Origin of the sequence: Pseudomonas sp. ML2-2023-3 (assembly GCF_037055275.1) — a bacterium.
Taxonomy (GTDB): domain Bacteria; phylum Pseudomonadota; class Gammaproteobacteria; order Pseudomonadales; family Pseudomonadaceae; genus Aquipseudomonas.
In genome coordinates, this window is the sequence record NZ_CP146343.1 from 4,152,010 (window position 1) to 4,176,942 (window position 24,933).

The following is a 24,933-nucleotide window of genomic DNA, read 5'->3' on the forward strand; positions in this document are numbered from 1 at the left end:
CGAGCAAGCCCGCTCCCACAGGGGGGTTGCGCTGTGGCTACAGGATTTACGCAACATTCACTGCGCCACCCAAATACTCGAACATACCTTCTCCAGCAGCGCCTTGTTGTGGCTGAACACAATCAGCCCCAACTCACGATGCCTGGCCTCTTCCAGCAAGACTTGCCAGACCTGGGCCTGAATATGCGGGTCCAGCTGGGCAGTGACTTCGTCAGCAATCAGGTAACGGGTGCGCGGATCAAGGGCCCTGAGCAAGGCTATACGCGCCAGTTCCCCGCCCGACAACTCATCCGGACGTCGCGTCAGCCAGCCGGGATTCACGGCAAGGCGCGCCAGCCAGGCAGCGTCCGGCGACCAGGCATCGCGCAGGCTTTCGCCCGTGGTGCGATAAGGATTGAAGGACTGCTCGGGATGTTGCGGCACTAACTGGACCGGGCAATAACCCTTTTGCGACAGGGGCTTGCCATCCACAGTGACCCGGCCCGAGGTTGCCGACTGCCATTGCGCCAGCACCCGGCCCAAGGTGGTCTTCCCATAGCCGCTGGGCGCCGAGATGCCCTGACGCTCTCCCGGCCGGACGTGAAACGACACCGAATCCCAAAGCCAGCGACCGTCCTGCACGATACTCAATTGCTGGACTTCAAGCATATTCAGGCACCCTGCGCGCCAGGAACTGCTGCTCGGGCAACGCCGCCCACAGCGACTGCAACCAAGGACTGCCACCGTTCTCCCGTAGCTCTGTCGCACACAGGGTTTCGTGCAGTTCGCCCTGGTGCAATACGGCGATCCTGTCGGCAAAACGTGCCGCCAGCGCCAGATCATGGGTAACCCACAATATGCCGCGCCCCTGCAGGCAAAAACCCTTGAGCTGAGTCAGCAACTGACAGGCGTGCTCGTCATCCAGCCACGAGGTGATCTCGTCAGCGAGGATATAACGCGTATGGGTCAGGGCCGCGCAACTGGCCAGCACGCGCTTGGCCATCCCGCCCGATAGAGTACGCGGAAACTCATCCACCAACTCCGGCTGCAAGTTGTAGTGTCTGAGTTGCTCAGCCACATCCCCCATTCCCAGCCTGGCTCCGCTCAAGCGTGCGGCACGCATCAATTGCGGCCCGACCTTGATCAGCGGATTCAAGGCGCTGACGCCCTGGGGCACATAACACACCGTTTTACCGCGCTGATCGACCTTGCCGGCATCATCCAGTACCTGCCCGTCGAGCACTATGTCACCGCGACAGCGCATGTTTTCGGGCAGCAAGCCCAGGGTGCTTTGCAACAGCAGGCTTTTACCCTCACCGCTGGAACCCACCAGCGCCACCAGCTCGCCGGGATGAACCTCAAGGGAGATATTGCTTAGCAATGGATGCCAGGTTTTGTGGCCCAGCCAGTGGTAATGAGCAACATCGATCGAAAACTGGTCGAATTTGAGCATCAGGTAATCCTTATCCAGAGCTGCTGCAATGCTCGTGCAAATTGGTCAAACACCAACACCAGACTCACCAGGATCAAACCCGGGAAAAACGCCAGCCACCAGGCGCCACTGCTCAAATACCTCAGAGCATCAGCCAGCAACAGGCCCAGGGACGGGTCATGGGGGGCCAGGCCAAAGCCCAGAAAGCTCAACGCCGCCGAATGCAAAACTGCGTGGGGGAACATCAACAAGGTCCCGATGATCCACTGCGGCAACAGCAAGGGCAGCAAGTGATGGCGCCAGCGGTAGAAGTTGCTGTTGCCCAGGCGGTGCGAGAGCATCACGAAATCCGTCTCACGGATACGCAGGATCTCGCCACGCAGGATCAATGCCAGCCGCGGCCAGTGGGTCAGGGCCACCGCCAGAATCACCCCCTGTTTGCCACCGCCCAGGGTGAAACAAATCAGCACCAGCAACAATAAATGCGGCAACGCCAGCATGCTGTCGATAAGGCCGCGAATCAGGTAATCCAGGGTTTTGTTCAGCGCACACAAACTGGCGGCCAGCATGGCCAGAAAACCACTGCTGAAGGCCGCGGTCAGGCCGATCTGCAGGCTGGTGGTCATCCCCTGAAAGCACCGTAGCCAGAGATCGCGTCCCAGGCTGTCGGTACCAAACCAGTACTCGGCCGACGGTGGCAGACGCCGCGCCAGCAGGTCCATGGAGACATCGACATTGATGATCGAAATGCCATAGGCGATCAACACCAGCAATATCAATAGCGAGAGGCAGAGCCTGAGCAAGGCGCGATTCGGATCGTACGTCATGACTGGCGCGCCGCCCCACGGTTGAGGCGCAATAACAGCGCGTTGGCAATGCTGTTGCCGGTAAAGACCAACACCGCGCAAAACATCACAATCCCCATCAATAACGGAATATCACCGCGCAACCCTGCATCAATCGTGGCCTGCCCCAGGCCTGGATAAGCGAATACTTTTTCAGCCAGCAACGAGCCCCCTATCAACTCCCCCACGGATGCAAATTGCAGACACACGGCAGGGGTCAGGGCATGGCGCACGATATGGAAGTTGATCAAAGGCCAGCCCTTATCGCCCTGGGCACGGGCGTACCGTATGAACTCGCTGTTCATCACCTCGGCCACCCGCGAGCGGGTATGCAGGGCGATATTGCCTACGCCCAGCATGCCAAGCGCCAGCATGGGCAGAATCAAGTGCCTGAGCTTGTCGCCCCAGGTGGCGGTTTCGGCATTACTGCCAGGGGTCCAGGCGCAGCAGATCGGCGCCCAGTTGAGGGTTACGGCAAACAGCGACAGGAGCAACAGGCCAATCCAGAAGGTCGGCAGGGAGGCGAGCACATAGGACAGGGTCGAAATCAGCCGGTCAGGCCAACGGTTCAAGTAGCGCCCTGCCGTCAGGCCCAGGACCATGCCGACGATGCCGGAAAACAGCCAGGCCGAGAACAGGAGTGCGAATGAGGTGGCGAAGCGCTCGCCGATCACCTGCGAGACCGGCGCGTTATAGAGCATCGAGTAGCCAAAATCCCCTTGCAGCATTTGGCCGAACCAGCGCAAGAAGCGCTCCCACAACGGCAGGTCGAGCCCCCAGCGCGCGGCAATCAACGGGTATTGCTCGGGCGGCACGTGCAGCAAGTCGTTGCCTATATAGGCGCGTATCGGGTCCACCGGAGAAAAGCTGAGCAACGCAAAGGTGCCCGCTGCTGTCACCAGCAGCAAGCCCATCAAACGCACAACGAAGAGCGAGAGCCCGCGTATCACTTGCAGGTCCATTTCCAGCCATCGATGCTGTTGAGCAGCGACCAGGACCCGTGGATTTCCGGCGCGCCTTTGCCCAGATCCACACACTCATCGGCCAGATAGGTGTGTTGCACGTTCAGTAGCCAGGCCCAGGCCGCATCGCCTTTGACGCCAACGCCGGTCTTGCCGTCCCACTCCACTTGCTGCCAGAACGGCACCGCCTGCTGCCAGGTCGGCGCATCCAGTGCTTGCTGGAGATGCTGATCGACTGCCGGATTTTTGTAATAGCCGGGGTTGTAGTACTCGACGCCCGCCGCCTGGCTGCTGTAGTGGTGGTAAAGCTCCATCGGGTCAAGACTGCCCCAGCCAAAGAGCGTCGGGTTGGCGTGCATATTGCGCTCGACGGTCTCCCAACTGCCGGACTTCAGGTCCACGTCGATACCCACGGGTTTGAGCATTGAACGCACGGCCTGGGCCAGGTCACGACGGGTGGCATCGCCACTGGCGTACCACAGGGTGATTTTGGCCGGCTGGCCATTTTTCTCACGGACACCGCTGGCGATTTCTACCCAACCGGCCTGATCCAGAATCTGCTTGGCCTTGGCGATATCGCCGTCCTTGAAGGCCGCATCCGGGTTAGCCCACGGCAAGCCCTGGACGCCGGAATACGCCGGCACAGCATGCCCTTCGAGAATCTGATCGGCGAGCAGTTGACGATCGATTGCATAGTTGATGGCTTTGCGGATGGCGACATCTGCCGTCACATCATTGCCAATGGGATAACCGTGGGCATCTTTTTTACCCGAGGCGATGGTCGGCATCACAATGCCACGATTTTCAACGCTGGGGCGCACCCACAGTTTCATGCCGGGTGCCGGAGTCACTGCCAGCGAAGGGGCAATGCGCACAATGCCCAACTGCTTGCTTTGGGCGGCAGCAAAAGCGCTGTCTTCATCAAGGAAAACAAACACCAGTTTATTGAAATCGTTCTTTTGCCCCGCGTAGAACGGGTTGGCCTCAACAATCAACTGCTGGCCCGGCTGATAACTGACCAGTCGATAGGGCCCTGCGCCAATCGGCTTTTGCGCGTAGGTTTTGGCATCGTATTTGTCCGCCGAAACAATACCCAACGAGCCGAGCACATTGACGAAGGTGCTTTGCGGCGCCTTCAGCTCGATACGCACGGTGAGTGGATCAACCGCCTCGGCCTTGAGGAAGTTACCCATGTCGACCTTGCCGCCACTGGCCGCCGCATTGTTGTAGGTGTAGGCCACATCCTTGGCTGTCAGGGGAGAGCCGTCAGAGAACTTGAGGTCGGGCTTGAGCTTCAGGGTCCAGGTCTTGCCATCGTCACTGGCCTGATAATCGCTTAGCAGAAAACTGCTCCAGGACAAGTCTTCGTTCTGCTTGAGCAACGGGCTGTGCAACAGCAAGTAACTGCCGTGGCTCCATCCCAACATAGGGTCAAAACCCTCGGTCGGCTCATCGCCAATGGCCAGTTGCAAGGTGCGGGCCTGAGACGAATAAGCCGGCGCTGCCATTACACTCAGCAAAGCAGCAGCCACCAAGGTGTTACGCATCCATGCAGTCTTTGACATCAATCCTCCCGATCAGAAATAGGCTCGCCCAGACAGCCTGAAAAGCGGCTATGCGCACGTCATCGCGCCCAACAGTAATAGCAGTCTGACTCTAAATAGCCAGTTATCCATCTGATTTTTTAGGGTTTTTCCGGCCTTCTGGCATCACTTTGTAACAATTGCCCCAGGTCAGGTTCCAGCCGTATGACTGTGCTATACCAATGGGGAAGATTATTCAGTCACGGTAAACAGACTCAACTGACAGAGGTTCGCATGTTCAAAGGATTAGCCGGTCACCTCAAAGATAAAAACGTCCACTCGATCAACGCCCTGCCGTCCAACAACATTGAACTGTTCGACTGCTATACCGGTTTGATCCTGGGCCATCTTTACCGCAACTTCCCCTTGCCGATCACCCTCACTGCAGAGAGCTTTATCGATTACAAAACCCTGGGCGACCGCGACCGCGAAGCACTGGAAAAGGAAGAAAACCTGTTCCTGGCCACCGTCAAATGGCTGGCCGATATCGGCTACATCCACTTCGACGGCATGTCCGGCGTGGCGTTTTACGAAGTCGTACTGACCAACAGCGGGCTACTGATCTTGCGCGCCTACCCTGAAGGCACCGACTGCGCCCCGACCCTTGGCGAGAAACTGGCGCAGTGCATCAAGGACGAAAACACCGCTGACCTCAGAGCACTGGTGACGCAAGCGCTCAGCTTGGGAGTGCGGATGATCAGCCCGATGAGTCGGTCGGGGATTTAAGCCAGATTTGACGAGTACTTGGCCACAAGGGGTAGTGGCCAAGCACTCGTAGACCGCCGTTAATCATCCATTCACCACCCTGCGCCCTCCCACTCGCCACCCCAATTGAATCCCGGCAGCAGCGACCAGAATCGCGCCAACCCCGATCCATTGCAGAAGTTCCAGGCGATGGCCAAAGGCAAACCAGTCCACAAATATCGCGGCGATGGGGTAGATAAAGCTCAGGGCTCCGATCAATGCCGTGGGCAATTTCTGGATTGCGCCGTAGAGAAGTACGTACATAAGACCGGTGTGGACGACGCCCAGCGTCAGCAATGTGCTCCAGGCCTGTGTGCCCGTGGGTAGTTCCGTGAAGTTGGTCATCGGTGCCAGCAGCAGAACTCCGGTGCTGACCTGGATCAATGCGATCAGGTGCGGGGGCACGCCTCGCAGACGCTTGATGATCAATACGGCCACGGCATACATCAGCGCCGCACTCAACGCCAGGGCAATCCCCAGCAAATATTGCGTTCCGCTCTCCCCTTGCCCGTGATGGGCGCTGACGATGGCCAGCATTCCTGCGAAAGACACCCCAAGCCAGGCCAGTTTTTGCAGGGTGATTTTTTCGCCGAGAAACAACGCCGCCAGGCCAAGCAAAATGAACGGCTGGACGTTGTAGACAGCAGTGCCAATGGCGATGGAGGCCCGTGAGTAGGAGGCAAACAACAGCACCCAATTGGCGACGATGGCTACCCCGCTCAACACAATCAGTAGAAAACTATGACGATTCAATATGCCGGGACGCAGGAAACCCATCAGCGCACAAATCACCAGCAACGTTGCCGCACCGAATACACAGCGCCAGAACACGACGTCCAGTACCGCCTGCCCGGAGAGCAGGACCAGCCAGCCGATGGTGCCGGAAATCAGCATGGCAGCGACCATCTCCAGCGAACCGCGCTGCGTTGTTTTGTCCATGTTTGCCTCCTTCAAAGTAGGAAACCAGTATGGCAATCTCGACGCACGCAGCTCCATAATCCAGAAAAGGCAAATCAACCTATTTGCCTTTAGTGTTGAGGCATTCTGCTGGTTTTGCCTAAGGAGCAAAAAATGAACGACGAGATAGATCAGCTATTGATCAGCGCCTTGATGGAAGACTCCCGCTGCTCCCTTAAAACCCTTGCCAGCATCAGCGGCCTGTCGTCACCCAGTGTTGCGCAGCGAATACACAAGCTGGAGGAGCGCAAAGTCATCACCGGTTATACCGTGAACGTTGATCCCAAGGCCTTCGGCTATCAGCTCCAGGCCATCATCCGCATTCGACCGCTACCCGGCCAGTTGCAGGAGGTGGAGCGCCAGATCCAGAACACCCCTCAGTTCACTGAATGCGACAAGGTCACGGGGGATGACTGTTTTATCGCTCGTTTGCATGTGCGTTCAATCGAGCAGTTGGACAGCCTGCTCGATGGCCTGAATGCCTATGCCGAAACCAATACGTCAATTATCAAGAAAAGCCCGGTCAAGCGCCGCTTGCCGCCCATGGCGTGAACTTCCCGGTTGAGGCCCTGCCCGCCCTAAGCATGGGCTTGAACCACCCATTTCACTTTGGCCAGGCCCTCTCGCAGTGAATTCATGTCCACCGAGCCCAGCGCCAGCCGAATCGCATGGGGCACATGAGCTGAGGTGGCAAACGGCTGGGCGGTTGAGACCGATACTTGCTCACGCAGCAACGCCGCAACCACCTGATCCGCCCTGGCGTCCTCCGACAGGGGTAGCCAGACAAAGTAGGAAGATGGATGACGAACTGTATGCAGCCCGGCCAGTAGTTCATCAGCGATAAGTTGCCTTGCTTGTGCGTCCTTGCGCTTTTGCGCCTCCAGGCGGCTTACGGTGCCATCGTCAAGCCAGGCGCTGGTGATTGCGGTCATCACGCCGGGGGCGTTCCAGGCGGTCACCCTGATGATTCGCTCCAGTACACCGACTTTTTTTGCGGGTGCAACGATAAATCCAACCCGCAGGCCCGCCGCCACACTTTTGGAAAACCCGGAAACGTAGACCGTCCTTTCAGGTGCCAGCTCGGCCAGGGGCGTAGGTGGGTTTTCGACTAAAAAAGCGTAGGCAGCGTCTTCAATGATATGCAGATCATGCTTGCGGGCGATCGCTACCAACTGCTCGCGCTGCTCAAGGTCCATCACCCAGCCCAACGGGTTATGCAAGGTGGGCATGCTGTAGATCGCACGCACCGAGCGGCTGCGGCAGAGCTTTGCAAGGGCATCCAGATCGGGCCCGTTTTCTGTTGTCGGTATCGGCAGTATTTCAAGATGCAGGGCAAGGGCCAGAGCCTTGAAACCCGGGTAAGTCAACCCGTCGACTGCGATGACATCCCCAGGTTGTAGCAAGGCCATCAGGACGACGGTCAATCCGTGTTGTGCGCCATTGACGATCAGCACCTGTTCGGCAGGCACGTTCAGCCCGCTCATGGCCAGATGCCGCGCCACCGACGCCCGCTCATGCAGACGCCCGCCATGGGGCTGGTAGCGCAGCAGCGACTCAAGATCACCGGATAACGCAAGCTGACGCAACGCGGTGCGCAGCATATCGGCCTGGCCCGGCAATGAGGGGTAGTTGTAGTTGAGGTCCAGCATCCCGGCAGTCACATCGGGCTGGTCAATGCCGTGGCCAGGTGGCAGCGAGGTTTCCCTGACGAACGTGCCACGCCCGGTTTCGCCACTGACCAGCCCCATGGCCTCAAGCTCGGCATACACCCGGCTGGCCGTAACCAGCGCAAGGCCTTCGCTGGCCGCCAACTGGCGGTGCATAGGCAGCCGCGTGCCTGGAGGCAAACGCCCTGAGCGAATATCAACTGCAAACGCGTCGACCAGCGACTTGTACCGGGATCGAGACATCGAACTTGTATCCATGACAATATTTTGATTGTCATTAATCATCAGCCCTAGGATGTGCTGCATGCAATCCCGCGATTAGCCGTGAGCGTGAGACTCGATGGAACGTACCTCCAAGCTGCAAAACCCCAGTGCTGAAAAAAACCTGAGCGGCTGGATCAACGGGTTTATTGGCGTGGTCATTTTCAGCGCTTCACTGCCCGCGACCAAGGTGGCTGTGCAGGCGTTTGATCCGGTGTTTCTGACCCTGGCCCGCGCCAGCATTGCCGGTGTGATTGCGTTGGCCATGCTGGGGTTGCTCAAGGCACGGCGGCCGCAACGAAGCCATCTGGTCCCGCTGTTACTCGTGGCAACCGGTGTTGTCGTCGGATTTCCCTTGTTGACCGCACTGGCTTTGCAGCATGTGACGTCGGCCCACACCATTGTTTTTCTCGGCCTGCTGCCTCTCTCCACGGCAGCCTTCGCCGTCGTCCGTGGCGGGGAGAGTCCAAGGCCTGCGTTCTGGGTTTTTTCCATCCTGGGCAGTGCGTTCGTGGTGGCTTATGCCCTGTCCCAGGGCCTGACAGCGGCTCCTGAAGGCGACATCCTGATGCTCCTGGCCGTCCTGATCTGTGGCCTAGGTTATGCCGAAGGCGCAAAACTGTCCCCCACGCTGGGCGGCTGGCAGGTGATTTCATGGGCGCTGGTGCTATCGCTGCCCATCATGGCTCCACTGGCATGGCTGTGCGCCCCGTCTTCATTTGCCGGCATCAGCCCCCCGGCCTGGTTTGGCCTGGCTTACATTTCGGTATTCAGCATGCTGATCGGCTTCATATTCTGGTACCGCGGACTGGCCCAGGGCGGGATCGCAGCGGTTGGGCAACTACAGCTCCTGCAGCCTTTTTTCGGGTTGGCACTGGCGGCCACGTTGCTGCACGAAAGCGTCAGCATGGGCATGTTTGGCGTCACCGCGGCGGTGATTCTGTGCGTGGCAGGTGCCAAAAAGTTTGCCCGGTAGCCTGTAGCACACGGCGTTAATCCGCGGATCAGTCGGTGCTGACTATGCCGATGACACTTTTGGAGCGAATCACATCAACCGCTGCCTCGATAATCACGACTAACTGATGACAGGTCGAGGTTCAGCATGACGAGCGTATCCACAGAGCAGGTCAGCCCGAAAACGCTGAGAAAAGTAATCGCCGCCGCCACCATCGGTAATTTCGTCGAATGGTTCGACTTCGCCGTGTATGGCTTTCTGGCCACCACCATCGCCCAGCAGTTTTTCCCCAGTGGCGATACCAGTGCCGCGCTGCTCAAGACGTTTGCGGTGTTTGCCGTGGCCTTCGCATTCAGGCCACTGGGAGGGATTTTCTTCGGCATGCTGGGTGACAGAATCGGGCGCAAACGCACACTCGCCATGACAATTCTGCTGATGGCCGGTGCTACGACCTTGATCGGAGTGCTGCCCACTTATGCCGCTATCGGGGTTGCAGCGCCGATTCTTCTGACCCTGATCCGTTGCGCCCAAGGGTTTTCTGCCGGGGGCGAATATGCGGGAGCCTGTGCCTACCTGATGGAGCACGCGCCCAACGATAAAAGGGCCTGGTACGGCAGCTTTCTTCCCGTGTCGACATTTTCCGCTTTTGCCGCCGCGGCCGTGGTGGCCTACGCACTTGAGGCTTCATTATCGGCCGAGGCCATGGGCAGCTGGGGCTGGCGCCTGCCGTTCCTGATTGCCGCCCCCCTGGGCCTGGTGGGGCTTTACATGCGCTGGAGGCTGGACGAAACACCGGCGTTCCAGGCGGTGACCGAGGAACATGAGATTGCCCACTCCCCTCTCAAGGAAACCTTGCGCAACCATGGCTCGGCCATCTGCTGCCTGGGGGCCTTTGTGTCGCTGACGGCGCTGTCTTTTTACATGTTCACCACCTACTTCGCGACCTACCTGCAAGTGGCAGGAGGGTTGAGTCGCGCCACCGCCTTGCTGGTGTCGCTGATAGCGCTGATCTTCGCCGCTGCAATATGCCCGCTGGCCGGGCTCTATTCGGACCGGGTCGGGCGTCGGGCTACAGTGGTGACGGCATGCGTGCTGCTGATCGTCGCGGTGTACCCGTCGTTCATGATGGCCAGCTCCGGAGGGTTCACAGCGTCCATCATCGGCGTGATGCTCCTGGCCATAGGTGCGGTGTTGTGTGGCGTGGTCACCGCCGCGTTGCTCTCGGAAACCTTCCCGACACGCACTCGCTACACCGCGTCGGCAATCACCTACAACATGGCCTATACCCTCTTCGGTGGCACGGCTCCGCTGGTAGCTACATGGCTGATCAGCTCCACGGGCAGCAATCTGTCGCCTGCGTTTTACCTGATGGCAGTGGCACTGCTGGCTCTGACTGGCGGCCTGGCATTACCCGAGACCTCGCGGATTTCACTGCATGATGTTGCCACGCCGGAAAAAGGGAGCGCGGCGGCGGCAACGGTCTGAAGGATTGGAAGAACAGGACTGAGAAGGGATGGCGCCGAACCAGGGCTCGGCGCCAGCAAGATCAGGACACGGCGTCCAGGGCGGCTTTTTGCGCCTTGGCAATGGAACGACCACGCACCCAGTTGAAACAAATGGCGAGGATCAGGGCGAAACCGACGTAGCCCAGCAGCGGGTAGACAGTGCCTACCAGCTTGCTGAAGCCGCCCAGGCTCAGGCCCAGCCCCACGCACACCGTCACTGCACTGATCATTTTGAAGCGACTCGTTTCAGGCTTGGAGAAACGTGCGCTGAACGCAAAGAACATCCCCACCGCCGTGCTGTAGACCATACACACCAGCGCCACCGACATCACCACCGAAAGGATTGGCGAGATGCGCCCCGCCAGTGCCAGGGATGGCATTTCAATGCCCTGCAACTGGTTGATGTTGGCAAACAGGCCGATATTCAACAGCAGGATCAGCGCGCCCAACCCCAGGCCGCCGAGTACGCCGCCGAGTGCAGCAGCCTTGGGCTGCTTGGTCATGCCGCCAATCACAGCCAGCATCGGGAAGCCAACGGCAATATTGAACGATGCGTACAACAATGCGCCGACAAACCAGTTACCAGTGACCGTCTCGTTGTTTTCGCGGGCCACTGCATCGAGGGTCTCGATCGGGGCGTTGTAGCTGAAAATCGAGTAGGTGGTGATGATCAACACCATCGCCAGCAGGAAAGGCATCACCGCGCTGATCAAATCAATGATTCGTTTGACGTTCATGCACAGGGTAGCGATCACCAGTACAGCCATCAGTGCACCGCCAAACAATGGAGACAGGTCGTATTGCTGGGCAAAGATCGAACCGCTACCCGCCAGCATCACCACTCCGACGCCGTACAGGAAGAAGGACAGCACGACATCAACAACCCACCCCAGACGTGCTCCGAACAGGATGTAAAGAACTTCCTTGTGGGAGTTCGCTTGCATCTTCGAACTCAATCGAGCGATCTGCATACCGAGGAATGCGAACATCAAACCGCTCACCAGAGTGCCTACGATGCCTATCAACCCATAGCCGGTGAAAAACTGTAGCACCTCCTGCCCGGAAGCGAAGCCACCGCCAATGACGACAGACATGTATGCAAGAGCAATCTGGACCGACTGTTTATTCATTACACTTTTCTCATTCTTAGACTTATTAGGTGCACGGGAAAAGTGAGGCCATTAATGCCCTATCCTTTCCGCAGAGCGACTATCTCCATGGCAGCTCAAAAAAACATCGTGCTTTTTCGAACGGTGCAGGTACGCAGACGCCGAGCGCAGTATAGGAAGTGTTGAGCAGTTATTTTCACCATATAAATCACAAAATACGGAGAAAAATCCGTAAAAACCATTTATCTACAGCAAATAAAAACAGAACATGGCGAAAATAACCGCAAAAACACTCGAAACATTATGAAACAAGTATGTTTTTACAAATCAAACACTTAGCCAATTTCGACAAAAAACCCAAGCGCGCACTCTCGCAGCGCAAGGCCTGAAGCCTGCCATCCCTCGAATCAGGCCAGGTGCAAAAATACGCGTCATTTACTGAGCGTTCCTTGCAAAAATAACTGACAATTGCCGTTACAGAACACCGCTCCATAGCGTCCATCAACGCCCGTGTGGAACAGCACTTACACGCCGAGTAGAAGACATGAACCGTCGCAAGAAAATAACGCAGCTATTGAAGGCTCACGCCAAGAAAGCCAGTGCCAAGCTGGCACCGAAAAACAAGGTCAAGTACATCAGCAAAGCTGACCGGCTGAAGCTGGCTGCCGAGACCAGCCAGGACCCGATCACCTCATCCGAGAGCTGACGGATTTCAAACGCTGATTCAGCCAAGCGCCCATAGGGATCAGTTGCGCCAATGAATCAAGCGCTGCAGCCAGGATGAATTGACAGAGAAAGCATCACGCAATTGCTTGGCAGTGATCGTTCGATCTGCCACATCGAAAGCCAGCGCCGTTCGCAGGGCTGACCAGCAGTGTTTCGGCATGTTCTCAGGCGCTTGCAGCTCGCGCTCCAGATGCTGATTGCGGGCGTGATTCGAGGACACTCGGCGAAAAGGGTGCTTGCCCTGCGCCAGCTCGTAGATCACGCAGGCCACGCCGTACACATCGGCACTGGCCGACAGCGCTTGGCCATCAAGCAGTTCCGGGGCCGCATAGCCCGGCGTCCAGCCATTGAAGCGCTCGCGGCTCAAGTGCGGCAGACCGTGCAGGATGCCCTTCTGCGCCTGGCCGAGTCCGAAGTCAAACAGCCGCACGCCTTCTTCGCTGAGCATCACGTTGCTCGGCTTCATATCACCATGCAGCACGCCGCGGGCATGGGAGTAGGCCAATGCATCGAGCAACGGCAGCACGATGTCGTGCAACTCCTTCCACGGCAGGCCCAGGGGGCGATCGCAGAGCAAGTTATCCAGGGTCAGGCCATGCATGAACTCCATGGTGACAAATGCTCGTTGGCAGTCCGTGTCCACTTCAAAGGTGTACAAACGCAGTACGTTGTCGTGGCGCAGGCACCGGGTCAGGGCGAACTCGTTGTAGAGCAGCGCGCTGGCGTCCGGCGACTCGGCAAATTCTTCGCTGAGCACTTTCAGCGCGACGTAAGGGTCGGGATCGCCGAACTGTTCTCTCAGCAAGTCCCGTGCACGGCAAACAGCACCCATACCGCCAGCACCGAGCAGACGCTCGATGCGGTAACGGCCTGCCAGCACCTCGGGTAGTTCACCGGTACTGGTCTTGATTGGCGTCAGCGCTGTACGATTTAGCAAACGCAAAGCAGGTCAGGCTGCTGCCCTGCTCTTCGCTCTCCAGCAGGTCGCTGATCGGTTGCATGTGTTCAGTCATTGGCGGATCACTACAGCTGTCAGGTTGTCCCGAGCCGAGCCCCGCAATGCGCCGTCAAACAATCGTTCCAGCGCAACATGCGGGGCGGTGAGGCTCAAGGCATTGCCGAGTGCATCGCTACCGAGCCCTTGATACAACCCATCGCTGCAGAGCAAAAACGCATCGCCGGGATACACCTCCAGTTCCAGCACATCCAGGATCAGTTGCTCGGCAGCGCCTACAGCGCGGGTCAGAGCATGAGCTGCCGGATGGTCCTTGGCCTACTTTAACGCGGGCATCATGTCCTCGATCCTCTGGAAGCCGGGGTGCAGCACCATCAACGACCACGGTTGTGCCGTAGCGCTGAAGGCAACCGACGGTCTGCCCTCCCGTGGCCCATTCTTGCGGTAGGTGATGGATAATGCCCACCACAAAATGGTCCTCAGCTACATTCCAAACTGCTGGGCCAGCTTGCGCCGCTGGCAGGCTGCTCAGGAGTCCAATCGCTCATTGGTGACTATTGATGAGTTTGAGCAGGTGGATGAGGCATTAACCAATGCCAAGCGGCAAGTACTCACTCTGGAGAGCCGTCTGGCGGCGAGCTCCGACATATATGTCCGTAATCAAGCCGCGGCGATGGCCGCTCTTCAACAAGAGTTCCGCAACATAGAGATCACGCGCACGCGGCTGAGCGAGTTACGGGTTAGCCGTGTCAGTGAGGCCGATGTGTATGGCTTGTTCGCGGGACTACCCGAACTGACTGATGAGGATTTGCCTCGTTGGAAAGCTCATGCAGAGAACACAAGGGAGGAACAAATAGCAATGGCCCCGCCATCTGCCGACGATGATGAGCGGGCGATAGCAGCCATTATCGGAGTCCGCATTCCGGGAACACCCTTCAATTTTGATATTGATTCGATTGTCTAGCCTGATACCTGCAGTGTGTGAGCATTTCATGCAACTGCGGGCTAGAAAATGGCACCTAAAGCGCCCGTGCCCCCCCGGACGCCAACAAAACTTACATCTGGCAAGCTCTGGGCATGTCCCCATGCCTTGCACCGTTACGGCATGAACTTCAAGGAAAAACGCCGCTGACCTCATCATGAGAGAGCGGCGTCTTTCTGGCTAGAGTCAGCCAGGCACCAAACACCTTTGAGTGACTGTAAAGGCTACTGACTCCAGACGATTCACAATGACTGATCCCAGTTAGTCATCAAAAAGCTGAACACGGCAAACACGACCAGAACAATGACAAATATGTGTTTCTTATGGATTTTAGTTTTCATATCGCTCCCCTTTTTGGTCTAAAAATGCCTCGGTAGCCAAAGCCAAGGATTGAGCATAGCTAATCAGGCCAAACCGTTGTGCCTTTGCTCCTCGAAAACACTGCCTTAACGTTTTTATCGGCGCAAAAGCTCGTCCGAAGGTTAGCCCCTACCCCTTCTCCAAAGCCTCAAACCCGCGCTGCAGATCCTCGATCAAGGCGGCGACATCCTCCAGCCCGATATGCAAGCGCAACACAGGGTTCAGTGAGCGATCAGCCGCACTGTTGCGATCTTGTGTATCGGCTACGGTAATCAGACTTTCAAAACCGCCCCAGGAAGCACCCAACCCGAACACCTGCAGCGCATCAATGAAGCGTTCAACGCAGGCGGTGTCCGTGTCGTTCAACTCAAAAGACAGCAAGCCATTGCTACCCGTGAAATCCCGCTTCCAACAAGCATGATCAGGATGATCGGGCAAAGCCGGATGGAACATACGTTTCACCTGCGGTTGCGCCTGCAACCAATGGGCGACTTCCAGGGCCTGACGCTCATGCACTTCCAGTCGGGGCGCCAGGGTTCGAGCGCCGCGCAGGACCAGGTAGGCGTCATCGGGGCTGACCGTTGCTCCAAAGTTGTCGCTCATGGAAGCGAGTGCCGGCCATGCCTCTTCACGGGTGCAGACACTGCCCATGAGCACGTCGCTATGGCCGCTCAGGTACTTGGTCAGCGCCATGATCGAGATGTCTGCGCCAAGCGCCAGCGGTCGGTACAGATAACCCGAGCCCCAGGTGTTGTCGACGGCCACCAGGATGCCGCGCTTTTTGCACAGCGCCACAATGGCCGGCAAATCGCACAGTTCATACAGCAATGAGCCTGGCACTTCGGTGTAGATCATTTTGGTGTTGGCTTGCAGTTGAGCCTCAAGGTCGTGGCCGTTCGCAGCGAAATAGCTGACCTCAATACCGAAAGGCTGGAGAAACTCCCGCGCCAGACGCCGCACCGGCGCGTACACCGCATCGGTAATCAGCACATGATCACCGGGCCGCAGGTACGCCACAAACACCTGCGCCACAGCCGCCAGGCCGGTACCGAACAACCGCGTGCGGTACCCCCCCTCCAGCTCAGTGACCAGGTCTTCGAGGGCGAACGCCGTCGGGTTGCCGCGAGCACCGTAGCTGAGCACGCGCTCATGATCGCGCCGGGCCCGGGCGTCACGCATCTGTGCCAGGTTATCAAACAGCACGGTGCTCAGACGAGTGACCGGCACATTGACCGCCCGCCCGCCGATACCCTGGGCCCGTGCCGCATGCACCAAGCGCGTGCGCACCCGTTCATCTGGACGTACTGTCGGCTGCAAAGGATTGAGGCTGGCGATTTCGTCGGCGCTCATTTGCGCCAGCAGACCGATTTCCCAGGCAAGGTACTGGCGCGCCGCATCCTTGTTGCCCGTGTGGCGATCATGGGTGAAGAACAGAAAATCGATGCATTGATCATCGGATGGACTGTCCGGGCTTTCCTCCACGGCGAATCCTGCTGCACGCCAGGCCTCGAGTCCGCCGTCCAGTAGTTGCACGTGCGCACGCAGGGCTTCGGGCAATTCACGGGCGGCAAACGCAGCGAGTTGCGCTTGATCAGCCAACAACACAACCGGTCGCTGTTCACCCGCCACATGCTGCGCAAGCAACGAGCGGATCGACCATCGTGAACCGGCAATATGGCCTTTGCGATAGGCACTGCTCGCACGCAGGTCGATCAACGCAACCGCCTTGTCTTTCAGTGCATCCGCCAGTGCCTGCGCCGAGATCAATGGCAGCGCCTCGTGACCGACCACATCGCCCTCGGGTAACGCCAGACCGCTGTTCACGCCCTCTGCCAGCAGATACACCTCATGGCCCAACTGGCGCAGCCAGCTCGCAACAATCGGCGCACGTACGCCATCGCTGTCAATCAGCACCACCCGCGCCTGGCGCACACCGATATACAGGTCGGTCGATTGAATCAGCTGTCCGCCCGGCGTATGTTGCGCGCCGCTCAGGCTGCCCGCGGCAAACTCCTCTGCAGTGCGCACATCACACAGGAACAGGCTGCGCCGCGCATCCGCAGCCCACTGCTCAACCTGGACCGCGGCTACCGTTTTCACCCCCGCCCGTTCCGCCAGTTGCGAAGCGGCCAGCCGCTGCGCAGGCAATGACGCCGTGGTCACCCCATCGGCATAGCGACGGCGGCTGCCGTGCTCCAGCTCAAAGTCTTCAAGATCCCAACCCTGAGTGCCGTTTTCCAAGGCATAGACCGGATTCTTCACCCCCAAATTGATGAGGGTTTGTGCGCCGATGATGCTGCGGGTTCGCCCGGCGCAGTTGACCACGATCGGTGTTTTTTCGTCCGCCAACAGGTCATGGATGCGATAACCCAACTCACCGTTCGGGCAGCACACAGAACCCGGAATGGTCATTTTGCGGTATTCATCGAACGGACGACCGTCGAGTAGCACCAAAGGCTCGCCCCGGCTTTGCCAGTCGGCCAGTTGTTGTGCGGTGACATGGGGCGTATGGCTGACCTGTTCGACCAATTCGCCAAATGCCTTGGACGGTACATGTACCCCGGCAAACAACTGATAACCAGCAGCCTGCCAGCCATCGGCACCGCCCTGAAGCACGTGTACGCGTTCATACCCCAACGCCTGGAGGCGCCGGGCTGAACGTGCAGCAACATCGCTGCCGTTCTGGTCGTAGATCACCAGTCGCACCTGCAGGTTGGGCGCCAGTCGCCGAACCTCCAGTTCCAATCGGCTGTACGGCAGGTTGATCCCGAAAAACAGATGGGCCTCTCCATACTGGCCATGCTCGCGCACATCAAACAGGGCGATTTCCTGCCCGTCGAACAGCCACTGCTGCAAGTGTCCCGGGGTTACAGTCTGGCTCATGGGAATTCCGTTAAAAAATGATGGATGCGCCGCAAGGCGCTTATGCATAGGCCTTGATCGACGGCGCCATTTGCGAGGCGTTGTAATTGAGAATGCGCCCGTCGGCCTCGACGCCGTAGCGACCATTGAGCGACTCCAGCGGCAAACCGTAGAGATGGAAATGCAAGGTCGCCTGCTCGCCTTCGACGCGAATGCCGTGCAGGTCGTCGCCCAGAAACGAAATCGACGTGCCAGGTTGCACGACCACTTCCTGCTGCAGGTGCAATGTCGTGAACCCTGGCTCGCGACCTTCGTCGTCACGGCCATACACGTAGTTGATCTCCTGGCCTTCAACAGCGCTGATAATTGCCCAGGTTTCATGATTGTGAGCAATCGTGCTTTTGCCCGGTAGCAACGAGTTCAGGTACAGCGTTGGGGTGTCGCCATCGTCATTCAGGCGGTAGCGAAACGCGGTGGTGCCCTGCCCCGGCACCGGTGCCGGAAATTCATCGAAATTGAACAGATCACGACGCTCGGCCAGTGCCTCGAGCAGGGTAACGATGTGCACCAGTGCGGAACGGTCGACACCGGATTGGTTAATGACACGGATTTTCTTCAGGAAATCCTCGATGACGGCGGCACGGTTTTCGGTACTCATTGGCAGGCTCCTCGTTATTAGACAGACAAGCTGTAGCGACCCAGATTGGTCAGCAGGTACGGATCGTTGGCAACGACGGGACGGCGTCCCGGATCGCCCAAGGCATGCCGCAGGAATGCCTGGGTGCGCACGCTGGCCGGGCGTTGAAAAATCTGTTCGGCGCTGCCGTGCTCGACGATCACGCCGTTTTCGGTGAAGTAAACAATGTCACTGATCTCTTCGGCGAAACGCATCTCGTGGGTGACCAGCACGCACGTCATGCCCTCTTCGGTCAACTCGCGAATCACCGTTAGTACTTCGCCGACGGTTTCAGGATCGAGAGCAGAGGTCACTTCATCAAACAGGATCAGTTCCGGGCGCATCGCCAGGGCCCGGGCAATTGCCACGCGCTGTTGCTGGCCCCCGGACAGTTGTCCCGGATAGGCATCGGCCTTGTGCTCCATGCGCACTTTGGCCAGCAAGGCGCGGGCGTCTTTTTCGGCATCGGCGCGACTGCGCCCCAGCACTTTGCGTGGCGCGATCACCAGGTTCTCCAGCACTGATAGATGCGGGAACAAGTTGTACTGTTGAAAGACAAACCCCACGCGCTTGCGCAACTCGATGCGCTGCGGTTCCCGGGCCATCTTGTGTACCTCGGCGGCACCGACGCGCAGGGTGCCGCGCTGGGGCTGCAACAGCCCGGTGATGCAGCGCAGGATGGTCGATTTGCCAGACCCCGACGGGCCGATGATCGATACGGCCTGACCTCGATACACGTCCAGGTCAATGCCCTTGAGCACCGGGTTACCGCCAAACGACAGGTGTACATCGCGCAGGCTGACCAGAGGCTCGGCGACGGTTTCAATAGAAGGCATAACGTCGCTCCAGGCGCTGGGTGAGACGGGAAATCGGATAGCAATATGCAAAGAACATCACCAGCAGACTCAGGTAAACCACCACGGTGAAGCCGGTCATGTTCACGGTGTTGCTGGCAATCTGGGCGGTATCGATCACGTCGTGCACGCCCACAAGCGAGGCCAGCGCCGTGCCCATGGTGATCACCGCATACAGGTTCATCCATGGCGGCAACATGCGCTTGAAGCACTGGGGCAGGATGATCGAGCTGAAAATCTGCCAGCGTGTAAACGCCAAGGATCGCGCGGCTTCCCACTGCGTGCTCGGGATCGAAGCAATGGCGCCGCGGAAGATTTCAGCGACATTGGCACTGGCCGGCAAGGCCAGCCCGATCGTTACCTTGACCCAGTCCGGAAACGGGAGGTAGGCGCTGCCGATCTTGATCTCGAACGGGAATACATAAGTGGTGAAATAGATCAGCACCAGCCAGGGCGCATTGCGAAAAACGTGCACCCAGATTCGCGCAGGCTGTCGCAGCACCCACAATGGCGACAAGGCCAACGCCCCCACCAGCAACCCCAGCACTGAACCCAGCGTGATGGCGACCAGGCTGATCAGAATGTTCTGGCCAAAGCCCGCAGCCAAGGCTGGCGACCATTGCACAAGCGCTTTCAACACCGGGCTTTGCGGGGTAAACCACAACAGCCAGAATACGGCGCCGAGCAACAGCAGCAGCGTGCCCAAATGCCGTCGCGACCAGGCCTCTGATGCAGTGGCAGACGATTCAATGGCCATAGCCGGGCATCCTCAGGCGCGCTTCCAGATAGCGCCCCACTCCATTGACGATAAAACTCAGCAGACCAAAAAAGCTCAGGATCAGGATCATCAGTTCCAATACGTTATCGCTCTGCGTCCAGATCATGATCGACGCGTAGGTGATGTCGCCGACGGCAATTGCCGAGGCGACGGCGGTCATCTTTACCAGGTCGATCAGGTTGTTGATCAACGACGGCAATGCGAAGCGCAGGGCCAACGGCAACTGCACGTGCCATAGCAACTGGCGGCTGCTGAATGCCAACGAACTGGCGGCTTCCAGCGTCACTGCCGGCACAGCTTCGATGCCCGCACGCAGGGCCTCTGCATGAAAGGCCCCCTTGTGCAGCGAGATCACGATCACCACCCAGGCAAAGGGCGTCAGCGGGTTCGACGCACCGACCGCCTGGGTCAGCAGCATGTTCAACACGAGAAAGGCGCAATACAGCTGCACCAGGGTCGGCGTGTTGCGGGTGACTTCGACGAACACCCGCGCAGGTTTTGCCAGCAACGGGTTTCCCGATGTCAGCATGGCCGCCAGTCCAACCCCGGCGAGCAAACTGCCGATGATGGTGAACAGGCACAACCACACCGTGGTCAACGCCCCTTGCACAAGGGTGCCCCGCTGATAGGCATCCAGCAGAAAGTTGTAGTTCAGACCAAACCCGGCGGCCCAGTGGACGAAAATCTCCAGCCAATGACTCATGGGCAACTACCTTGGAGGGCAGCCGCAATGCGGCCACCTGTTAAATACGATGGAGGGGAATCAGGCGCCGTCGCCCTGGAACTGCTTTTGCAATTCGACCAGTGCAGGTGACGCGGGGGTGATGTGATTGCGGGTCTGGGCTTCGATCAGCCAGCCGCTGCGGTGCAGCTCCTTGACGATCGGGTCAAGCCTGGCCTGGGTGTCGCTTTCACCACGACGCGTCCAGATCACGGACGGTGCCGGGTTGAGCTCCGGACTTAGGGCACGATAGCCTTGCCATTCGGGGTTGTCGGCGATTAACGGATTGATCAGTGTGGCGTCATGTACCGCCGCAACGCAGTTACTGCCACGCAGTGCCAACAAGGATTCGGATGAACTTTTGAACGCCTTCAACTCAACGCCCAACTCGGTCAGCGGCTTGATGTAGCTGCTGCCTTGAGAGGTGCAGACGGGTTGCCCCTTCAGGTCTTCCCAACGAGTGATCTTGCTGTCCTTGAGCACCGCGGCGGTACCGCCAACCCGGTAAAACGGTGTTGGTACAAACCCGAGGATTTCGCCGCGCTCTGGCGTCCATTCCATGTTGGCGATCAGCAAGTCCACTTTGCCCTGCTGTAGAAATTGCACACGGTTGGCAGGTAATACCGGCACCAGTTGCACTTCAACATTCAACTGCCGACCCAGTTCCTGAGCGAGTTCAACGTTCAAGCCGCGCGGCTTCTGAGTGCTCGGGTCTATACCGCCAAAGGGGCCGCCTGACAGCAGCACGCCAACGGCCAACAGATGACGCTGCTCGATCTTGTCCAGTGTCGCGTCAGCCTGGACAGCAGTGCTGGCCGCCAATGAGACCAAGGCGCCCAACAGTACAGGCAATAGACGTCTTACAGGCGCGCGCTCAAGCAACATGGATTTCCCCTCATGAATGACCGGGAAAAGCCCGATCCAATAAGTGGACATCCTGCGTACAGCACGGAGGTAACGGAAATACAAATATCTAATATCGTTATAACTGAGCCGGTTTAAATTTTTAGATAAATGCTTATAAGCCTGGATTCACGGGCAAATGTGAGTATTCAAAGAAATAACTTCGTGCAAACACATAAAAATATGTAATGTTTAGGTTCTCACTCCTGATATAAAAAAGCCTCCATGTCGACCCTGGATCTCGAGTTACTGCGCACCTTCATTGCCGTGGTCGACCACCACAGCTTTGCCGAGGCCGGCGTGCAACTGGCCCGTACACAATCGTCGGTCACTCAGCACATGCAACGCCTGGAGCAACAGGTCGGGGTTATCCTGTTTGAAAAGCGCGGCCGACAAAAACAGCTCACGGAAGCCGGACAGCAGTTGCTGCGCCATGCCAGACAGATGCTCTCGCTCAACAATGACGCGCTTAACTCCTTGCGCGAAAGCAGCCTGAGCGGCGTGCTGCGCATTGGCTCACCCCATGACATCGCGGACACCATCCTGCCCCCCATCCTGAGCCACATCGCGCGCTCGGCGCCGCGTTTGCGCCTGGAAATCGACGTCGGCAGAAGCCCTTTCCTGATGGACGACCTGCACCGGGGCAAGGTGGACATGGTGATTTCCACTCGCGAAGACCCGAACCTGGAAGGCTTTACCCTGCGCACCTCACCTGTATGGTGGATTTGCTCCGCGCAGTACCTTCACACCCCCGGGGAGCCGATACCGTTGATTCTGGTGGATGAGCCCAGCATCTATCGACGATATGCCCTTGAGGCACTGGAGAGCGCCAACATTGCGTGGCGCCAGGCTTACCTGGCATCGAACTTGATCGGCATCAAGGCGGCAACACGTGCAGGCCTTGGCGTCACTGCCAGAAGCATGGAAATGCTGGGCCCGGATATGCGGGTGCTGGGTGAAAGCGATGGTTTGCCTCGCCTGCCGGACGTCACCTACTACCTGTGGATTCGGCCCAACACCCTGAACCCCCTGGTTCGTCGGGCCTATGAGTTGATTCGCAGCCACCGCGGGCACTGAGCGCCGCTGAAGCCTGCGGCACAGGTCAGTCAGCACGAACGAAGCAAGGGGCAACGGCGTGGCTGCCCCTTGATAATGGATCAGGCTCACTAAAACGAAGGCACAAAAAAGGGCACCGCGTTAGCGTATGCCCTTTTTTATCGAATCTTGGCGGAAAACCAGGGATTCGAACCCTGGGAACGCTATTAACGTTCGTCGGCTTTCAAGACTGGCGAGCTTCCCAGAAAAACAATGAGTTTGACATTGATCGTTTCCGCATCTTAGCATTTATGACTGGCCTGAAACCCGCGCAGATCAAGGGGTGCATATTGAGTTGCAGAAATGATTCTGCCCCTCTCCCGGCGTCCTGCCGAACGAATAAACCTTCATTTCTTCACCCCTACATACCCAATGAGTCACCACTCGCCCCCGGTGTCAGGATAGTTGTCGCCTCTCCGATTTTTCCTGAAAAAGCATATCGGGGGCGGAAAGAGACTGGTCGTGCCGTATTATTCATCTGAACGTAGAGCCGCATTGCTCAAGATGCTGCTTCCCCCGCTGAGCCTGACGATGGCCGAGGTTTCCCGGCGCGAAGGGGTCAGCGAAATGTCTTTGTCCAACTGGCGCAAACAGTTCAGATCCGAAGGGAATGTAGTGTCCGAAACCAAGCCGTCATCCCAGAACTGGTCAGCCGAAACCAAGTTCGCCATTGTCCTTGAAGCCGCCGGTTTGGCCGAAATCGACCTGGGAGAATATTGCCGCCGCAAAGGACTTTATCCCGAACAGATCGCCACCTGGCGACAGTCATTTATCAGCGGCCAAAAGTCTGAAAAGTCCCAGCAAAAAGACGACCGCGAACAAGCGCGTAAAGACAAGAAACGCATCCAGGAACTTGAGCGTGAACTGCGCCGCAAAGACAAGGCGCTGGCCGAAACCGCCGCGCTGTTGGTGCTGCGAAAAAAGCTCAACGATTACTGGGGGATCGACAGCGAGGACAACTGACCTCTTTGCCGGAACGGCAGTTGCTCGTAGCTTGGCTGGTCGAAGCAGTGGTGGCCGGGGCCCGAAAAGTCCTGGCATGCCGAGAGGTAGGGCTGTCGCTCAGAACCTTGCAACGGTGGACCGAAACGCAGGTGCTTCAAGCCGATGCCCGCACGACCACCGTGCGGCCTACGCCGCGTAATGCCTTGAGCGAGATCGAGCGGCAAGCCATCGTGACGCTGTGCAACAGCCCGGCATACGCCCATCTGCCTCCGAGCCAGATCGTTCCGCGTCTGGCTGACGAAGCACGTTATCTGGCGTCGGAGGCCACGTTTTATCGCATCTTGCGAGCGGCGGGCCAGCAACAGCATCGAGGCCGTAGCCAGCGTCCCCGGCGCTACGCAGCACCGACAACGCACGCTGCGCAAGCGCCCAACCAGGTGTGGTCGTGGGACATCACGTACTTGCCGTCGCCGATACGGGGCAAGTATTACTACCTGTATTTGATCGAGGATATTTACAGCCGCAAGGCCGTGGGCTGGGAAGTTTACGAAGAAGAAAGCGGCGAAAAAGCCGCTGCGCTGCTGCAGCGCAGCGTGATCGGCGAGCAGTGTTTATACGAGCCGCTGGTGCTGCACTCGGACAATGGAGCACCGATGAAATCGCTGACGCTGTTGAGCAAGATGTACGACCTGGGCATTACGCCGTCCCGTGGTCGGCCGCGAGTGAGCAATGACAATCCGTACTCGGAGTCACTGTTTAGAACGCTGAAATATTGCCCGCAATGGCCGCAGGCAGGCTTCGCCAGCCTGGATGCCGCACGGGTCTGGGTGAGGGATTTTATGCGCTGGTATAACAACGAGCATCGGCATAGCCGGATCCGCTTCGTCACGCCGTCAGAGCGCCATCGTGGGTTGGATCATCAGATCCTGGCTCGGCGGCATGACCTGTACGAACGAGCTCGGAAGAAAAGCCCGGAACGCTGGTCAGGTCAGACGCGTAACTGGGAGCCAATAGGGACGGTGATGCTAAACCCGGATCGGGAGCAGCAGGCCGAGAAAAGAGCGGCATAGTTGGATG

The 24,933-nt window shown here is 58.3% G+C and carries 22 protein-coding genes and 2 pseudogenes; 8 read left to right on the forward strand and 16 right to left on the reverse strand.

Annotation, left to right across the window (positions count from 1 at the left end):
* Positions 1 to 57 precede the first annotated feature (57 nt).
* The 5 genes from V6P94_RS19025 to V6P94_RS19045 are packed head-to-tail and all read right to left on the reverse strand — an operon-like array spanning position 58 to position 4,783.
* Entirely contained in the window at positions 58 to 648 is a 591-nt protein-coding gene (locus V6P94_RS19025) for an ATP-binding cassette domain-containing protein (RefSeq protein ID WP_326397686.1), read from the reverse strand.
* Complete coding sequence (locus V6P94_RS19030; RefSeq protein WP_326397685.1) at positions 641 to 1,432, reverse strand: ATP-binding cassette domain-containing protein; 792 nt, start codon at positions 1,430 to 1,432, stop codon at positions 641 to 643. Before V6P94_RS19030 ends, V6P94_RS19025 begins: the two co-directional genes overlap by 8 nt.
* Complete coding sequence (locus V6P94_RS19035; RefSeq protein WP_133076117.1) at positions 1,432 to 2,238, reverse strand: ABC transporter permease; 807 nt, start codon at positions 2,236 to 2,238, stop codon at positions 1,432 to 1,434. Before V6P94_RS19035 ends, V6P94_RS19030 begins: the two co-directional genes overlap by 1 nt.
* Positions 2,235 to 3,218, reverse strand: coding sequence for an ABC transporter permease (locus V6P94_RS19040; RefSeq protein WP_326397684.1), 984 nt, complete (start codon positions 3,216 to 3,218; stop codon positions 2,235 to 2,237). Before V6P94_RS19040 ends, V6P94_RS19035 begins: the two co-directional genes overlap by 4 nt.
* Complete coding sequence (locus tag V6P94_RS19045; RefSeq protein WP_338648267.1) at positions 3,203 to 4,783, reverse strand: ABC transporter substrate-binding protein; 1,581 nt, start codon at positions 4,781 to 4,783, stop codon at positions 3,203 to 3,205. The genes V6P94_RS19040 and V6P94_RS19045 overlap by 16 nt, the downstream gene beginning before the upstream one ends.
* 252 nt (positions 4,784 to 5,035) lie before the next feature.
* On the opposite strand from V6P94_RS19045, the gene V6P94_RS19050 reads away from it, so the two are divergent.
* Positions 5,036 to 5,527 carry a hypothetical protein gene (locus V6P94_RS19050; protein ID WP_133076113.1) on the forward strand — a complete coding sequence of 164 codons (492 nt, stop codon included), beginning with the start codon at positions 5,036 to 5,038 and terminating at the stop codon, positions 5,525 to 5,527.
* A 63-nt stretch (positions 5,528 to 5,590) separates the two neighbouring features.
* Here V6P94_RS19050 and V6P94_RS19055 read toward each other — a convergent pair whose 3' ends face one another.
* Positions 5,591 to 6,484: a DMT family transporter gene (locus tag V6P94_RS19055; protein WP_326397682.1), complete on the reverse strand. Its 894-nt coding sequence runs from the start codon at positions 6,482 to 6,484 to the stop codon at positions 5,591 to 5,593.
* 132 nt (positions 6,485 to 6,616) lie between these two features.
* Here V6P94_RS19055 and V6P94_RS19060 point away from each other — a divergent pair, with 132 nt between their 5' ends.
* On the forward strand, positions 6,617 to 7,054 hold the full coding sequence (locus V6P94_RS19060) for an Lrp/AsnC family transcriptional regulator (RefSeq protein ID WP_133076111.1): 438 nt from the start codon (positions 6,617 to 6,619) through the stop codon (positions 7,052 to 7,054).
* Positions 7,055 to 7,080: 26 nt separating this feature from the next.
* Here V6P94_RS19060 and V6P94_RS19065 read toward each other — a convergent pair whose 3' ends face one another.
* Complete coding sequence (locus V6P94_RS19065; RefSeq protein WP_326397681.1) at positions 7,081 to 8,412, reverse strand: PLP-dependent aminotransferase family protein; 1,332 nt, start codon at positions 8,410 to 8,412, stop codon at positions 7,081 to 7,083.
* 97 nt (positions 8,413 to 8,509) lie between these two features.
* Between V6P94_RS19065 and V6P94_RS19070 the strand changes: the two genes are divergently transcribed.
* Both V6P94_RS19070 and V6P94_RS19075 read left to right on the forward strand, forming a co-directional pair.
* Positions 8,510 to 9,406 (forward strand): DMT family transporter, encoded by an 897-nt coding sequence (locus tag V6P94_RS19070; RefSeq protein ID WP_326397680.1) that lies wholly within the window; start codon positions 8,510 to 8,512, stop codon positions 9,404 to 9,406.
* Positions 9,407 to 9,532: 126 nt separating this feature from the next.
* Positions 9,533 to 10,870, forward strand: coding sequence for an MFS transporter (locus tag V6P94_RS19075; RefSeq protein WP_326397679.1), 1,338 nt, complete (start codon positions 9,533 to 9,535; stop codon positions 10,868 to 10,870).
* A 61-nt stretch (positions 10,871 to 10,931) separates the two neighbouring features.
* Here the strand turns inward: V6P94_RS19075 and V6P94_RS19080 are convergent, their stop codons facing one another.
* On the reverse strand, positions 10,932 to 12,020 hold the full coding sequence (locus V6P94_RS19080; RefSeq protein WP_219261060.1) for a hypothetical protein: 1,089 nt from the start codon (positions 12,018 to 12,020) through the stop codon (positions 10,932 to 10,934).
* Positions 12,021 to 12,543: 523 nt separating this feature from the next.
* Between V6P94_RS19080 and V6P94_RS19085 the strand changes: the two genes are divergently transcribed.
* On the forward strand, positions 12,544 to 12,705 hold the full coding sequence (locus V6P94_RS19085) for a DUF2986 domain-containing protein (RefSeq protein WP_133076105.1): 162 nt from the start codon (positions 12,544 to 12,546) through the stop codon (positions 12,703 to 12,705).
* Between the two features lie 39 nt (positions 12,706 to 12,744).
* Here the strand turns inward: V6P94_RS19085 and V6P94_RS19090 are convergent.
* A pseudogene (locus V6P94_RS19090) lies at positions 12,745 to 13,738 on the reverse strand (serine/threonine-protein kinase).
* Positions 13,735 to 13,986, reverse strand: a pseudogene (locus V6P94_RS19095) (PP2C family protein-serine/threonine phosphatase); the annotation flags it as partial. The pseudogenes V6P94_RS19090 and V6P94_RS19095, both read right to left, overlap by 4 nt.
* Before the next feature lie 145 nt (positions 13,987 to 14,131).
* Between V6P94_RS19095 and V6P94_RS19100 the strand changes: the two are divergent.
* The gene (locus V6P94_RS19100) at positions 14,132 to 14,644 is read left to right on the forward strand and encodes a hypothetical protein (RefSeq protein WP_133076104.1); all 513 of its coding nucleotides are present in this window, start codon (positions 14,132 to 14,134) and stop codon (positions 14,642 to 14,644) included.
* A 507-nt stretch (positions 14,645 to 15,151) separates the two neighbouring features.
* On the opposite strand, the gene metC is transcribed toward V6P94_RS19100, so the two are convergent.
* Genes metC through V6P94_RS19130 form a run of 6 tightly spaced genes read right to left on the reverse strand, consistent with a single transcriptional unit; the run spans position 15,152 to position 21,798 of the window.
* Positions 15,152 to 17,905 carry a cystathionine beta-lyase gene (metC, locus tag V6P94_RS19105; RefSeq protein WP_133076102.1) on the reverse strand — a complete coding sequence of 918 codons (2,754 nt, stop codon included), beginning with the start codon at positions 17,903 to 17,905 and terminating at the stop codon, positions 15,152 to 15,154.
* 40 nt (positions 17,906 to 17,945) lie between these two features.
* A complete protein-coding gene (locus V6P94_RS19110) occupies positions 17,946 to 18,542 on the reverse strand; it encodes a cysteine dioxygenase (RefSeq protein WP_133076101.1) in 597 nt (198 codons plus the stop codon).
* Between the two features lie 17 nt (positions 18,543 to 18,559).
* The gene (locus V6P94_RS19115; protein ID WP_133076100.1) at positions 18,560 to 19,396 is read right to left on the reverse strand and encodes an ATP-binding cassette domain-containing protein; all 837 of its coding nucleotides are present in this window, start codon (positions 19,394 to 19,396) and stop codon (positions 18,560 to 18,562) included.
* The gene (locus tag V6P94_RS19120; protein WP_219261049.1) at positions 19,383 to 20,171 is read right to left on the reverse strand and encodes an amino acid ABC transporter permease; all 789 of its coding nucleotides are present in this window, start codon (positions 20,169 to 20,171) and stop codon (positions 19,383 to 19,385) included. The genes V6P94_RS19115 and V6P94_RS19120 overlap by 14 nt, the downstream gene beginning before the upstream one ends.
* Positions 20,161 to 20,895 (reverse strand): amino acid ABC transporter permease, encoded by a 735-nt coding sequence (locus tag V6P94_RS19125; RefSeq protein ID WP_219261048.1) that lies wholly within the window; start codon positions 20,893 to 20,895, stop codon positions 20,161 to 20,163. Before V6P94_RS19125 ends, V6P94_RS19120 begins: the two co-directional genes overlap by 11 nt.
* Positions 20,896 to 20,955: 60 nt before the next feature.
* Positions 20,956 to 21,798 carry a transporter substrate-binding domain-containing protein gene (locus tag V6P94_RS19130; protein ID WP_326397678.1) on the reverse strand — a complete coding sequence of 281 codons (843 nt, stop codon included), beginning with the start codon at positions 21,796 to 21,798 and terminating at the stop codon, positions 20,956 to 20,958.
* A 243-nt stretch (positions 21,799 to 22,041) separates the two neighbouring features.
* Between V6P94_RS19130 and V6P94_RS19135 the strand changes: the two genes are divergently transcribed.
* Together V6P94_RS19135 and V6P94_RS19140 are read left to right on the forward strand one after the other, a co-directional pair.
* Positions 22,042 to 22,893: a LysR substrate-binding domain-containing protein gene (locus tag V6P94_RS19135; protein WP_326397677.1), complete on the forward strand. Its 852-nt coding sequence runs from the start codon at positions 22,042 to 22,044 to the stop codon at positions 22,891 to 22,893.
* A gap of 480 nt (positions 22,894 to 23,373) precedes the next feature.
* Positions 23,374 to 24,926, forward strand: a protein-coding gene (locus V6P94_RS19140) for an IS3 family transposase (RefSeq protein ID WP_326397640.1) whose coding sequence is annotated in 2 segments (ribosomal slippage) — positions 23,374 to 23,836 and positions 23,836 to 24,926 — 1,554 coding nt in all. Because the reading frame shifts where the segments join, the coding sequence is not laid out codon by codon here.
* The last annotated feature ends 7 nt before the right edge of the window (positions 24,927 to 24,933 follow it).